Raw genomic sequence first — 12,775 nt, forward strand, 5'->3', positions numbered from 1 at the left:
GCAAGCCCGAGCAGCAGAGCGTGTGGACCCAGCTGCTGGTGGCCTGTTTCCCGATCCTGATCATCATCGCCGTGTTCATGTTCTTCATGCGCCAGATGCAGGGCGGCGCGGGGGGGCGTGGCGGCCCGATGAGCTTTGGCAAGAGCAAGGCGCGGCTGCTCGGCGAAGACCAGATCACCACGACCTTTGCCGATGTGGCGGGTGTCGATGAGGCCAAGGAGGACGTGCAGGAACTGGTGGAGTTCCTGCGCGATCCCGGCCGCTTCCAGAAGCTGGGTGGCCGCATTCCCCGCGGCGTACTCATGGTTGGCCAGCCCGGCACCGGTAAAACCCTGCTGGCCAAGGCGATCGCCGGCGAAGCCAAGGTCCCCTTTTTCTCGATTTCCGGTTCCGACTTCGTAGAGATGTTTGTCGGCGTCGGCGCCTCCCGGGTGCGGGACATGTTCGACCAGGCCAAGAAGCAGGCCCCCTGCATCATCTTCATCGACGAGATCGACGCGGTGGGCCGCCATCGCGGCGCCGGCCTGGGCGGTGGGCACGACGAGCGCGAACAGACCCTGAACCAGCTGCTGGTGGAAATGGACGGCTTCGAGGTGAATGACGGCGTCATCGTGATTGCCGCGACCAACCGTCCCGATGTGCTGGATCCGGCGCTGCTGCGTCCCGGTCGGTTTGACCGCCAGGTCGTGGTGGGGCTGCCGGATATCCGCGGTCGCGAGCAGATTCTCAAGGTGCACATGCGCAAGGTGCCGCTGGCGGAGGACGTCGTTCCCGCGCGGATTGCCCGTGGCACGCCCGGATTTTCCGGTGCCGACCTCGCCAACCTGGTGAACGAGGCCGCCCTGTTCGCGGCCCGGGCCGGGGTGCGCACGGTGGGCATGACCCAGTTCGAACTGGCCAAGGACAAGATCATGATGGGCGCCGAGCGCAAGTCCATGGTCATGTCCGAGAAAGAGAAGCGCAACACGGCCTATCACGAGGCGGGGCACGCCATTGTCGGCCGCCTGGTGCCGGAGCATGACCCGGTGTACAAGGTCAGCATTATTCCCCGCGGGCGCGCCCTGGGGGTGACCATGTTCCTGCCGGAAGAGGACCGCTACAGCCACAGCAAACGCCACATCATCAGCCAGATCTGCAGTCTGTTCGGTGGCCGCATCGCCGAGGAGATGACCCTGGGCAAGGACGGTGTCACCACTGGCGCGTCCAACGACATCCAGCGCGCGACTGAAATCGCCCGCAAGATGGTGACCAAGTGGGGCCTGTCGGAAAAACTGGGCCCCCTGATGTACGACGAAGCCGAAGAGGAAGTGTTCCTCGGTCGCTCCGCCGGCCACCAGAACAAATCCATCTCCGGTGAAACTGCCAAGGTCATTGACGAGGAGGTGCGCCGTATCATCGATGAGTGCTACGCCACCGCCCAGCGCATCCTCGAGGAGAACATCGACAAGCTGCACGCGATGGCCGATGCGTTGATGTTGTACGAAACCATCGATGCCGACCAGATCGGCGACATCATGGAAGGGCGTACGCCGCGTGAGCCCAGTGACTGGGGCGGCAGCGCCGGGGGCAGCAAGCCCGATACCCGCGCCAGCAAGGGCAAGGAAGGCGAAGCCGGCAGTCCCATCGGCGGCCCGGCCGGCGAACACTGACGCCTCTCGTTCCATGAGCAACCCGCAGCGCCCGGCCCTTGATTGTGCCGGGCGTTTTCTTGATCTCTCCCGCCCGCTGGTTATGGGCATTGTCAACACCACCCCCGACTCCTTCTCCGACGGCGGTGCCCTCTATCGCGACGGCGCCCTTGACCTGGAGCGGGCCTTTGCCCATGCCCGCACACTCTGCGAGGAAGGTGCGGCCATACTCGATATTGGCGGCGAGTCCACCCGGCCAGGTGCCAACCCGGTATCCTTGCAGGAAGAGCAGGACCGGGTCCTGCCCCTGGTCGAGCGGGTGGCGGCGGAGCTGGATGTTGTCATCTCCGTGGACACCAGCAGTGCCGCAGTCATGCGCGAAGCCGCCGCCCTCGGTGCCGGGCTGATCAACGATGTGCGGGCACTCACTCGCGAGGGTGCGCTGGAGGCCGCGGCTGCCACCGGCTTGCCCGTGTGCCTGATGCACATGCAGGGCCAGCCCGACACCATGCAGGCTGCGCCCAGCTATGCCGATGTTGTCGCCGAGGTGCGTACTTTCCTGGCGCAGCGCGCTGCCGCCTGCGCTGCCGCTGGCATTGACCGCCGGCGGCTGCTGCTGGACCCCGGTTTCGGCTTCGGCAAGACGGTGGCGCACAATTTCCAGTTACTGGATCGCCTGCCGGAACTGGCGCGGGATGGGTTGCCGCTGCTGGTGGGCCTGTCACGCAAGTCGCTGATTGGCAAGGTCCTGGCGCGGGATGACCGGGAACGCCCGGCGGAGGGCCGCTTGCCCGCCAGCCTGGCTCTGGCGGTGCTTGCAGTTGAGCGGGGTGCGGCTATAGTGCGTGCTCACGATGTGGCGGCGACGGTCGATGCGCTGGCCATGTTCGCAGCAATGAGAGAGTGGGGGCGACAGTGAGCAGACAGTATTTCGGCACAGATGGCATCCGGGGCATGGTGGGTGAGGCTCCCATAACGCCGGACTTCATGTTAAAACTGGGCTGGGCCTGTGGCCGCGTGTTTGCCCGCGAAGCGCGCGGTGGCGGCCACAATACCGTGATCATCGGCAAGGACACCCGCGTCTCCGGGTACATGTTCGAATCCGCCCTGGAGGCGGGTCTGGTTGCCGCTGGAGTCGACGTGAAACTGCTGGGACCGATGCCGACTCCAGCGGTGGCCCTGATGACCCGCACCCAGAACGCGGTCGCCGGCATTGTCATCAGCGCCTCGCACAATCCCTACTACGACAATGGTATCAAGTTCTTTTCCGCCCACGGCTCCAAGCTCGCCGACGACATCGAGCATGCCATAGAGCGCGAGCTGGACTGCGACCTGGTGGTGGTGCCCTCGCGCGATATCGGCAAGGTGGTGCGGGTGGCGGATGCCGCGGGGCGCTATATCGAATTCTGCAAAGCCACAGTACCGGACAGCTTCAGCCTGCGCGGCATGAAGATCGCGGTCGACTGTGCCCACGGCGCTACCTATCACATCGCCCCCAATGTGCTGGCCGAGCTCGGTGCCGACGTGGTGAGCATGGGCGTGAGGCCCGACGGCTACAATATCAACGAAGGCGTGGGCTCGACCGATACCGCCCAGCTGTCGGCCCTGGTGCGGGAAAGCGGCGCCGATCTCGGCATTGCCTTCGACGGCGATGGCGACCGGGTGTTGTTTATCGACGTGGATGGCGACCTAGTGGACGGCGACGAGCTGCTGTACATCATCGCAACCCACCGCGCCGTCAATGGCAGCGCCGAATCCGGGGTGGTTGGTACCCTGATGTCCAACCTTGGGCTGGAGCTGGCCCTGCGCGATCTTGGCCTCGAGTTCGTCCGCGCCCGGGTCGGCGACCGCTACGTGAAGGAGCTGATGGAAGCGCGCGGCTGGCGCCTGGGTGGCGAGTCGTCGGGGCATATCATCTGCGCCGATCACACCACCACCGGCGATGGCATCGTGGCGGCCCTGCAGGTGCTGGTGGCGCTCCGGGAATCCGGGCGCAGCATGGCAGAGTTGCGCTCCGGCCTGCGCAAGTGCCCGCAGACCATGATCAATGTACCGGTCAACGGCCGTTTCGACCTTGCCGAGCTGCCCGCGGTGGCGGCAGCGGTAAAGGCCACGGAGGAAGCGCTGTCCAGCCGGGGCAGGGTATTGTTGCGCCCCTCCGGCACCGAGCCCCTGGTGCGGGTGATGGTGGAGGGTGAGGACGCCGTTGAGGTCGAGCGCCTCTGCCAGGACCTGGCCACAGACGTCGCCGCCGCTCTGCGTTCCGCCTTGTAAGAGTCTGGCAACTTGGGTAACATTGCGGCCCGTTTTGCCGCCGGGGGCAGTTAATGCGTCGACCGCTAGTCATGGGCAACTGGAAGATGCACGGCTCTCGTGCGAGCGTCGGTCAGTTACTGGCGGACATCGTCGGGGGAGTGGAGTCGAGCCCCGCTGAGGTGGTCGTTTGCCCCGCTTATGTGCACTTGCAGCAGGCGCTAGTACTGTGCGCAGACAGCGCCGTCAGCGTCGGCGCCCAAGACTGTAGCCACATGACAGCCGGTGCCTTTACCGGTGAGGTTTCCGCGGAGATGTTGCAGGATATCGGCTGTCGCTGGGTCATTCTCGGCCACTCCGAACGGCGCCAGTACCACGGTGAATCCGACGACCTGGTAGCGGCCAAGCTGGCCGCCGCCCTGCAGGCCCGTTTGCTGCCGGTGGTCTGTGTGGGTGAGACCCAGGAAGAGCGCGAGGCAGGTGAAGCGGAGTATGTGGTTACGCGACAGTTGCGCGGCGCCCTGGAAGGCCAGGCGGCGCTGAAGCAGGTCGTGATTGCCTATGAGCCGGTCTGGGCTATCGGCACTGGCCTGACGGCTACGCCCGGGGAGGCCCAGAGCATGCACGTGTTTATCCGTGAGCAGCTGGGCGAGATTGCCGGGGCAGACCCCGCCGCCATGCGGGTGCTGTACGGTGGCAGCGTGAAGGCCGCGAACGCGGCAGAATTGTTTGGGCAGCCGGATATCGACGGCGCCCTGGTAGGTGGGGCATCCCTGGATGCCGATGAATTCCGGGATATCGTCGCCGCCGCCGGCGCGCGACAGTAAACGGATACAATGATCAGGAAGCCCTCGCGGGCAAAGGTGTTATGGAACAGATTATTCTCATAGTGCATCTGCTGATAGCACTGGCTATTATCGGCCTTATCATGCTGCAGCAGGGCAAGGGCGCGGACGTCGGTGCCTCCTTCGGTGCGGGCGCTTCCCAGACCCTGTTCGGCAGTGCCGGCAGCACCAACGCGCTGACCAAGGCCACCGCGTGGCTGGTCGTGCTGTTCTTTGTCACCAGTTTTGGCCTGGCCATGCTGGCGACCCAGAAGACGCGCGTGGTCGATGACCTGGATCTGGTTATACCGGCGGCCGAAGAACGTGCTGTTCCGGTACTGGATTCCGACCTGCCAACCGTGGATAATGCCGACCCGGCTGCGGAGCCCATTGGCGCCGATGTACCGGAACTGTAGTTAGAGGCTCAAAGCCTCATAGTTTTGCCGAAGTGGTGGAATTGGTAGACACGCCATCTTGAGGGGGTGGTGGGCATTGCTCGTGCGGGTTCAAGTCCCGCCTTCGGCACCATTTAAGTTATTCAGGAACGTCCCAGAGAATCCTGAACTGTCCGATAAAGCCCTGTTTTTGCAGGGCTTTTTTCGTTGTGGCTGTTCCAGGTTGCGCCGAGGGCGTCCATTGGCAGCCTGGAAAAAGCGGTGCCATATTTAGTTCTATCCCGGTTCAATTTTTCCGAGGTAGCACCAAAAATGGCGCTCACAGATACCCAGATCAGGCAGCTGAAACCGCAGGACAAGGACGTCTGGGTGACAGACGAGAAGGGGCTGCGGCTGCTCGACACTGGCAACACTTTCGGGGTCCTCGCCCGGGAGTGGTGGGAACAGCAGCGGGGCACTTGGACCGCAGATCACTCGGCCCGGGTCTGGGGCCGGCTGGAAAGCGACGTACTGCCGACGCTGGGCAGTGAGCCGATCCTGGGCATCCAGCCCCAGGAGGTCATAGCGGTGGTGCGCAAGATCGAGCAGCGGGATGCGCTCGACGTGGCCTCCCGTGTGCTGCAGGATATCCGCCGGATCTGCCGATACGCGGTGCAGACCGGGCGCCTGACCCAGAACCCGGCGACCGAACTCACCGGCATTCTGAAGACTCGCATCTCCAACCACCGCCACTCCCTGCCGCGGGAGGAATTGCCCGGCTTCCTGCAGGCTTTGGAAAAGTACGGAGACCGGGGACGCCTGCTGCCCCAGCTGGCCATCCAGCTGCTGGTACTCACCTTTGTGCGATCCGGCGAACTGCGCGGTGCCCGCTGGGAGGAGTTCGACCTGGGCGACCGGCTGTGGCGCATCCCCGCCTCGCGGATGAAGATGCGCTCGGATCACCTGGTGCCCCTGTCTCTGCAGGCCATGGCCGTGATTGCCCAGGTCCAGCCCATTACCTCGCGCTTTGCCCTCGTCTTCCCCTCCGAGCGCAACCGGCAGGAACCGATGAGCGACAACACCATGCGGCGCGAGATGATGCAGTGGTGGGGGAATTATCTGGATCAGTTGCGCAGCGGAAGCTCCAATGTGGTGCCCGGCCGCTTTGGTGCCGGCAGCCGGGCCAGCGTCACTGGCGCGCGCGGCGGGTAGCGAAAAAAACCGAGCCGTAGCACCCGGTACTTATCCGTGCCAAAATCGAGCGATACGCGAACGAGAGGTTTCTCCCATGAATCTCCAGAAGATTGAAGATGAGGCGCTCCACCTCCCCAAAGAGGAGCGAGTTCAATTGATCCAGCGACTGGTATTGAGTCTGGAGTCTCCGTCAGAAGAAGAGCTCAGGTCCGATTGGCTGCTTGAGGCCCGCCGCAGAGGCGAAGAGCTCGATAGTGGCATGGTTCAGGCGGTGCCCGGTGAAGATGTCATGAGGAAGGCTAGAACACTGATCAAATGAACTATTCTTTTCACCCGGCAGCGGAAGCCGAGTTCCTGGAATCAGTTGGTTATTACGAATCAAAAGTTCCGGGACTGGGTGGTGCCTTCATAAGGGATTTGAGGGCCTGGCTAATTTAGTTGGCGAGTCACCAAAAGCCTGGCAAGTTGAGTTGACGCCAGATATTCGTAGAGTCCACCTTCGCAGATTCCCGCTATCCATCGTTTACCGAGAGAAGCCTGAGGGCTTTCAGGTGCTGGCTGTTGCCCATGACCGGCGACGTCCTCAGTACTGGCTTGGCAGGCTTTAACAATCGGCTGCACAGCTGTGGGCTGCGGCTCAATCGGTCAAGGAAGAGATTGCTCGGATCAAACCATTACACGTTGCGAGAGCAACGCCCGCAGCAGAAACCAGCATTACAGGCTGACGGCAGCTGGCTCAGCGCGGTGTGCAGTTCCGCCAGTGGGCCACCCGCACTTTGAAAGACCACCTGGTCCAGGGCTACACCCTCAATCAACGTCGCCTGGCCGAGCTCGGTATCGAGTTCGAGCAGGCCCTGGACCTCTTGAGCCGCACTCCTACCAGTCAGGGACTGGTGGTTTCCGCGGAAGGCGACGCCGTGGCCCGGGTCATCAGCGACTATGCCCGCTCCTGGAGGCTGTAGCCAGCCGTGCCGCGCACCTGCTGTACTTCGTGATAAAGAACCACCCGCTGGCCGATGGCAACAAGCGCTGTGGCTCCTTTCTGTTCCTGTGGTACCTGCGTCGCAATCAGGCGTTGCTGGCGAAGCCGGTAGAGCAGTTGATCAACGACAATACCCTGGTGGCCCTTGCCTTGCTGTTGCCACAACTTGCCATTGTTCACAGTCGCCTGCTATCCGGGATGCCCACCCTGGGGCCGGCCCAACTTGTCGCTTCCCGGCGCAATCCGTGCACTGCGTAGGTGGTCACACTAGAACCAGAAACCCCGCCACGACAGGACGGGGAAAAAGCCCGCCGCAAGTAGACCGATTTTATTGCGGCAGCCGCATTATCTGTTGTTCTATAGTTCCCCCAGAAACGGAATTTACCCGTGGCCACTACGGTATAGTCGCAAGGATTTGTTCAGGTAGTGGATACTCCACACTACGCCAGATTCGGATGTCCGGAAGGCGACTCCACATTTCCTCTGGCGCTGGAAGATCATCGTGCTTCCAACAGCGGTGTCATTGACTTCGGGCATGAGCAACTCGACAGCCTTGTTGAAGAGTTGAAGTCGAAAGATATCGAGTTCGATCAAGAACCGACGGATATGAGGTACCTGTGGCGAGAGGCCGTGTTACATGATCCTTCGGGTAACGAGATCAAGCTGTATTGGGCCGGGGAGAATCGCCTGAATCCCCCGTGGCGAGTGGAGCGCTCCGATGAGTACAATATTACAGAAACTGGGTCTGGTTGCACTGAATAGTGATAGAGGCGAAGCTTGTCACGCAGACAGGGGGCGATGCCTGAGCAGAGAGTATGAGCATGTCAGTTCTGAATGAAGCCCTGGCAGATCCACACGGAGACGATGCAATAAACTTGCTTCGTGAGGCCGTCCCGTGCCTGCGGCACTCTGTGATCTGGTCGTAGCGAAAGGTATCGTGCGAGTTATCCCGGCCTCGGCTTCTCAGCTCGATGGAACAGTGCGGGCAATCCGGGCCTGCATCTCGAAAATGCACAGTCTGGGTATAGATCAGTGGGACGAAGAATATCCTGATAGAGAAACTGTATCGACAGCAATCGATAATCAGACTCTGCATCTAATTGAGCAAGCTGGTTCAGTTGTGGTGGGAGCAGGCCTGGATACAGAGCAGCCGCCAGAGTATCGCCTATGTGCTTGGCACTGCGGATCGCCTGCTCTTGTGGTACATCATCTATTCGTGCATCCAGATCACTGGCGAAATGGCTACGCATCGCACTTTATGAACTTTGTAGAGAAGCATGCCAAATCGTCAGGTCTTGCCTCTGTTCGCCTGGACGCTTACGCCGGAAACCCGGCAGCGCTTTCCCTGTATCAAGCAAGAGGCTATTCCGAAGTAGGTGAAGTAACATTTCCCCGAAGGTTGTTGAAGTTCAAATGTTTCGAGAAGCCGGTCGAATGAACGAGTGCCGCAACCAGTTCGGGCAGTACGCTTTCTTCGACCGTCGGGCGCTCTGCGCCCCCGCTTGAATCAATATGTGTCTTGGCAGGAGGCAGCGTTGGAGATACGACTCGATAAACTGATATGCCAACAGGTAATCGCGCTGATACGCGAACATCTCCATTCCATGGCACCAACGGCCCCGGCCGAGAGTCGCCATGCACTTGATCTGGATGGATTGCGTGGGCCCGACATTACGTTCTGGTCAATTTGGGATGGCAAGGAACTCGCGGGTATTGGGGCGTTAAAACATCTATCGCCCGCGCACGCGGAGATCAAGTCCATGCGCACCGCAGCACCCTATTTACGCAAAGGCATCGCATCCAGAATGCTGAACCATATTATTTTCGAAGCTGAACAATGCGGATATGGTCAGCTGAGTCTTGAGACCGGATCAATGGCGTTCTTTGAGCCCGCCAGAAAGCTGTACTCGGCTTTCGGATTTACAAAATGCGGTCCGTTCGGGAGCTATTCTTCGGATCCCAACAGCGTGTTTATGACGAGGAGTATTGGCGCTCCCGGTGGTAATGGTATTGGGCAGCACCACGCTCGCGGTTCCAGCCGTCCCGGGGAATTGAAGTTTTGATAGCGTTGTGTGTCTCCAACACCTAGACAATGACCTTATATTTCATTAGGGAAAACCTATGAGTGAAATAAAAATTTCAAGAGAAGAAACAGATAAAGTAGTCAGCAGAATCAAGGTTTACTTCAAGGAAGAGCTTGATCAGGAGATTGGAAGTTTTGAAGCGGAGTTCCTAATTGATTTCTTTGCGAAAGAAATTGGACCCTATTTCTATAATAGGGGAATTTTTGATGCCCAGGCTTTATTCGCCGATAGAGCACAGGAGCTGGATTACATGATTCAGGAGCTGGAAAAGCCTACTGTCTGAACTCAGACCCAAGATGAGTCGCGAAGCTACGGCTATTGCGGGCAGCGCCCGCAGGCTTCATGCGGGTTCCGGAGATGGCCCCTGCTCATCCTTTTGCTCTAGTAAACGGCGCCTGTGCTCCTGTGTGAGCCGCAGATATTCCGGCGTCAAACCGACATCTTCATAGATGGGGTCGCCCCTGTCGTCGCGAGCAATTACCCGCTCGCCCTGGGCATAGGGCATGCAGGAGACAAGGTCATCCATAGCCGCCGATAGCAATTCGGCAATCAGCTGCTCGCGGATGCGGCGCGGAAACAGCTCCGTCAGTGCTTCCAGCTTTGCTGCGTCTTCCAGCGGTAACGATACCCGATAGTCAAACAGGGCCTCTTCCCCAGTTGCCTCTGACTCCCAGTTCCTGGCCAGTTCCTCAATTCTCATTGTACTCCTCCGGGTCCGCTGCCACTAACTACCAGCTGTTGCGCAACTCTCTCAGTTTAAGAAAAACCGTGCGCGGATCTGGCTCTGGGGGCAGGTTCGGAAACACTTCCCGCAGCCCGGCAATGACGCTGGGGCTGTACAGCCGGAAGAAGGTGTTGATCTCTTTCTCCAGCGCGATGTTGGTGACCATCGCCCTGGCCGGGTCCTGATCGCCCACATCCTGGAGCAGCTGTTGTGCCTGCTTGTTGTCCTTCTCCCTGTCCAGGGTGAACTTGAGGTTGTTGGCCATGTAGTCGTGACCGGGGTAGATCAGGGTGTTGTCGGGCAGTCGCGCCAGTTGGCCGGCGAAGGTCTCATACAGCTCCTCCGGATGGCCTCCGTTGTGGCAGTTGCCCGCGCCGGCATTGAACAAGGTGTCGCCACAGAACAGCGCCGGCGTGTCGGTATGCGACAGCAGGCAGACATGGCTCATGGTGTGACCCGGCGTGTCCAGCGCCTCCAGCTCGACGGTGCGGCCAATCTTCACGGTGTCACCTGCCCGCAGGCCCCGGTCCACCCCCGCAATGCTGTTGCCGGCATTGGCGTGGGCCAGCAGTCGTGCGCCAGTGGCCGCGATAACCGACTCATTGCCGCCGGTATGGTCCAGATGTTCATGGGTATTGAGCACCTGAGTAATCTCCCAGCCCCGCTCCCGCGCCAGAGCGAGACATTGTTGATGGTCCAGCGGGTCCACCGCCATGGCCTCGCCGGTTTCCGGGCAGGCGATCAGGTAATTGAAATTGCGGAAGGCGTTGCCGGTCCAGATCTGCTCTATGATCATCTATGTGCTCCTCACTTCCCTTGTAGGATGGTAGCAGGCCTGTCCCCGATGTGGTCAACCGGATTCACTCTCCGCTGCTGTAATGTTAGGGGCAGCAATACGGCATTGCGGCGGGAAGGGGGCCGCGCAGGTCGTCAGTGGCGGTGAGCGTCAAAAAAACCGCTTTGTGGTTACAGACCCCTTGCAAGACCTGCCTCCCATTTGCGAATCTGCGGCTGGAGCCAGCCGGCAAGGAGCCCACGCCATGATACTCAACCAGGTCACTATCCCCTGTATCGACTATGCGGAATCTGTCGCGTTCTACCACTGCCTGGGACTGACACAGATTGTTGATGCCCCGCCCCGCTATGCGCGGTTCGAAAGTGCAGATGGCGGCGGGGCGACACTTTCCCTCCACACGGTTGAGTCGGTCGTGGCCACAGGCACAGTGATTTACTTTGATCACGGGTCCCGGGAGGCGTTGGAACGTCATGTGGTGGAGCTGAAGACGCGGGGAGTGACCTTCGCCAGCGAGCCTCAGGAACAGCGCTGGGGGTGGTGCGAGGCGCGATTGCTTGATCCGGCGGGTAACGAGGTGTGCCTGATGTTTGCGGGAGAAAATCGCCGTTTTCCGGCGTGGCGGCTGGATGGGCGACAACGTTGATCGTGCTACCCTTGGAAGCGGTCAAGCACTGATGTGTCTGGAAACATGTCTCAGGGAAGCAAGTGATGAAACTCGCAATGAAGCGCGCAATGCGCCTGGCGGCAATACTGGCCGTCCCCGGAGTGGTTATGGCAGAGTCATCGCATATCTATCGCCACGCTGAAGAGCCAATCGGCACGATTCGCCAGGTGTACGATGGCCAGCTGTTTCCCGACCTGCAGGTCAATACTTTCCGCAATATAGACCGCCTGTTCGCCACCCGCACTGTGAAGGCTGGCAGCTCGCCGTTGCCCCTGCCGGAAAGTGACCGGCGGCTACAGAATTTCCGGTTTCAGTCCCGCGGCAGTACCTATGACCTCTACGATTTCATGGCGTTGAACCGCGTGGCGGGCTTGCTGGTGATCAAAGAGGGCGAGGTTGTCTTCGAGCAGTATGCGCTGGGCAACGACGAGCACACGCGCTGGATGTCGATGTCGGTGGTGAAGTCGATCACCGCCACCCTGGTGGGTGTCGCGATCCAGGATGGCTATATCGCCAGCGTGGACGACCCGCTGACACGCTATCTGCCGCAGTTTGCCGGTTCCGCGTACGACGGCGTGAGTGTCCGCCAACTGTTGCAAATGGCGTCGGGGGTGGCTTGGAACGAAACCTATACCGATCCGGTGTCCGACCGCAGGGCCATGCTGGAGGCCCAGATCAGCCAGCAACCCGGCGCCATTCTTGAACTCATGGCGGGGCTGGAGCGCGCGGCTCCCCCTGGTAGCCGCTGGAACTACAGTACCGGGGAAACCTCGGTGGTGGGTGCACTGGTGAATGCCGCCACCGGAGAGAGTGTTGCGGACTACCTGTCGCGGAAGATCTGGGGGCCATTCGGGATGGAGTCCGACGCCAGCTGGTGGCTGGACGCACCGGGCGGGCAGGAAATCGGCGGCAGCGGCCTGTCGGCAACCCTGCGGGACTACGCCCGGTTCGGCCTGTTCATGCTCCACAATGGCGAGATCGACGGCGAGTCCATTCTGCCGCCGGGCTGGGTGCAAGAGGCGACAGCCTGGCCCACCATCGGCGGTGAGCTGGTCGACTACGGCTACATGTGGTGGCTGCTGGACGAGGGGGCCTACGCCGCCATTGGCATATTCGGCCAGTTTATCTATGTGCATCCCGATGACAACCTGGTTGTGGCCATGTGGAGCGCGCAACCGAAGCCAGTGGGCAAGGACGCGGTGGACGAATACCTGTTTTTAAACGCCCTGGCTGCGGCACTGCGGTGAACCGG

The 12,775-nt window shown here is 60.9% G+C and carries 17 protein-coding genes and 1 tRNA gene; 16 read left to right on the forward strand and 2 right to left on the reverse strand.

Going from position 1 to position 12,775, the window contains the following annotated elements:
- From ftsH to RJQ10_RS10935, 14 genes are all read left to right on the forward strand, one after another.
- A partial coding sequence (gene ftsH / locus RJQ10_RS10870) for an ATP-dependent zinc metalloprotease FtsH (RefSeq protein WP_350146473.1) occupies window positions 1–1,649 on the forward strand: 1,649 nt, incomplete at its 5' end.
- Window positions 1,650–1,662: 13 nt separating this feature from the next.
- On the forward strand, window positions 1,663–2,547 hold the full coding sequence (gene folP / locus RJQ10_RS10875; protein ID WP_350146475.1) for a dihydropteroate synthase: 885 nt from the start codon (window positions 1,663–1,665) through the stop codon (window positions 2,545–2,547).
- Window positions 2,544–3,902, forward strand: coding sequence for a phosphoglucosamine mutase (gene glmM / locus RJQ10_RS10880; protein WP_350146477.1), 1,359 nt, complete (start codon window positions 2,544–2,546; stop codon window positions 3,900–3,902). Before folP ends, glmM begins: the two co-directional genes overlap by 4 nt.
- Before the next feature lie 53 nt (window positions 3,903–3,955).
- Window positions 3,956–4,708 carry a triose-phosphate isomerase gene (gene tpiA, locus RJQ10_RS10885; RefSeq protein ID WP_350146479.1) on the forward strand — a complete coding sequence of 251 codons (753 nt, stop codon included), beginning with the start codon at window positions 3,956–3,958 and terminating at the stop codon, window positions 4,706–4,708.
- 41 nt (window positions 4,709–4,749) lie between these two features.
- A complete protein-coding gene (gene secG / locus RJQ10_RS10890; RefSeq protein ID WP_350146481.1) occupies window positions 4,750–5,121 on the forward strand; it encodes a preprotein translocase subunit SecG in 372 nt (123 codons plus the stop codon).
- Window positions 5,122–5,147: 26 nt separating this feature from the next.
- Window positions 5,148–5,233, forward strand: a tRNA-Leu gene (locus tag RJQ10_RS10895).
- Between the two features lie 179 nt (window positions 5,234–5,412).
- Window positions 5,413–6,291 carry a tyrosine-type recombinase/integrase gene (locus RJQ10_RS10900; RefSeq protein WP_350146483.1) on the forward strand — a complete coding sequence of 293 codons (879 nt, stop codon included), beginning with the start codon at window positions 5,413–5,415 and terminating at the stop codon, window positions 6,289–6,291.
- A 76-nt stretch (window positions 6,292–6,367) separates the two neighbouring features.
- Window positions 6,368–6,592 (forward strand): addiction module protein, encoded by a 225-nt coding sequence (locus RJQ10_RS10905; RefSeq protein ID WP_350146484.1) that lies wholly within the window; start codon window positions 6,368–6,370, stop codon window positions 6,590–6,592.
- A gap of 427 nt (window positions 6,593–7,019) precedes the next feature.
- Window positions 7,020–7,235 carry a hypothetical protein gene (locus tag RJQ10_RS10910; RefSeq protein WP_350146485.1) on the forward strand — a complete coding sequence of 72 codons (216 nt, stop codon included), beginning with the start codon at window positions 7,020–7,022 and terminating at the stop codon, window positions 7,233–7,235.
- Window positions 7,236–7,264: 29 nt separating this feature from the next.
- Complete coding sequence (locus RJQ10_RS10915; protein WP_350146487.1) at window positions 7,265–7,513, forward strand: hypothetical protein; 249 nt, start codon at window positions 7,265–7,267, stop codon at window positions 7,511–7,513.
- Window positions 7,514–7,681: 168 nt separating this feature from the next.
- On the forward strand, window positions 7,682–8,017 hold the full coding sequence (locus tag RJQ10_RS10920) for a VOC family protein (protein ID WP_350146488.1): 336 nt from the start codon (window positions 7,682–7,684) through the stop codon (window positions 8,015–8,017).
- A 133-nt stretch (window positions 8,018–8,150) separates the two neighbouring features.
- A complete protein-coding gene (locus RJQ10_RS10925; RefSeq protein WP_350146490.1) occupies window positions 8,151–8,693 on the forward strand; it encodes a GNAT family N-acetyltransferase in 543 nt (180 codons plus the stop codon).
- A 97-nt stretch (window positions 8,694–8,790) separates the two neighbouring features.
- Window positions 8,791–9,318 carry a GNAT family N-acetyltransferase gene (locus tag RJQ10_RS10930; protein WP_350146492.1) on the forward strand — a complete coding sequence of 176 codons (528 nt, stop codon included), beginning with the start codon at window positions 8,791–8,793 and terminating at the stop codon, window positions 9,316–9,318.
- Between the two features lie 58 nt (window positions 9,319–9,376).
- On the forward strand, window positions 9,377–9,622 hold the full coding sequence (locus RJQ10_RS10935; RefSeq protein WP_350146494.1) for a DUF2164 domain-containing protein: 246 nt from the start codon (window positions 9,377–9,379) through the stop codon (window positions 9,620–9,622).
- A 57-nt stretch (window positions 9,623–9,679) separates the two neighbouring features.
- Here RJQ10_RS10935 and RJQ10_RS10940 read toward each other — a convergent pair whose 3' ends face one another.
- On the reverse strand, window positions 9,680–10,039 hold the full coding sequence (locus RJQ10_RS10940) for a type 1 pili tip component (RefSeq protein WP_350146495.1): 360 nt from the start codon (window positions 10,037–10,039) through the stop codon (window positions 9,680–9,682).
- A gap of 28 nt (window positions 10,040–10,067) precedes the next feature.
- Window positions 10,068–10,859, reverse strand: a complete 792-nt coding sequence (locus RJQ10_RS10945) for a hydroxyacylglutathione hydrolase (RefSeq protein WP_350146497.1) — start codon at window positions 10,857–10,859, stop codon at window positions 10,068–10,070.
- A gap of 244 nt (window positions 10,860–11,103) precedes the next feature.
- Between RJQ10_RS10945 and RJQ10_RS10950 the strand changes: the two genes are divergently transcribed.
- Together RJQ10_RS10950 and RJQ10_RS10955 are read left to right on the forward strand one after the other, a co-directional pair.
- Complete coding sequence (locus RJQ10_RS10950; RefSeq protein WP_350146499.1) at window positions 11,104–11,502, forward strand: VOC family protein; 399 nt, start codon at window positions 11,104–11,106, stop codon at window positions 11,500–11,502.
- Between the two features lie 65 nt (window positions 11,503–11,567).
- Window positions 11,568–12,770, forward strand: a complete 1,203-nt coding sequence (locus RJQ10_RS10955) for a serine hydrolase domain-containing protein (RefSeq protein ID WP_350146501.1) — start codon at window positions 11,568–11,570, stop codon at window positions 12,768–12,770.
- Window positions 12,771–12,775 lie beyond the last annotated feature (5 nt).

It is taken from the genome of Haliea sp., assembly GCF_040222615.1.
Classification (GTDB): Bacteria; Pseudomonadota; Gammaproteobacteria; order Pseudomonadales; family Halieaceae; genus Haliea.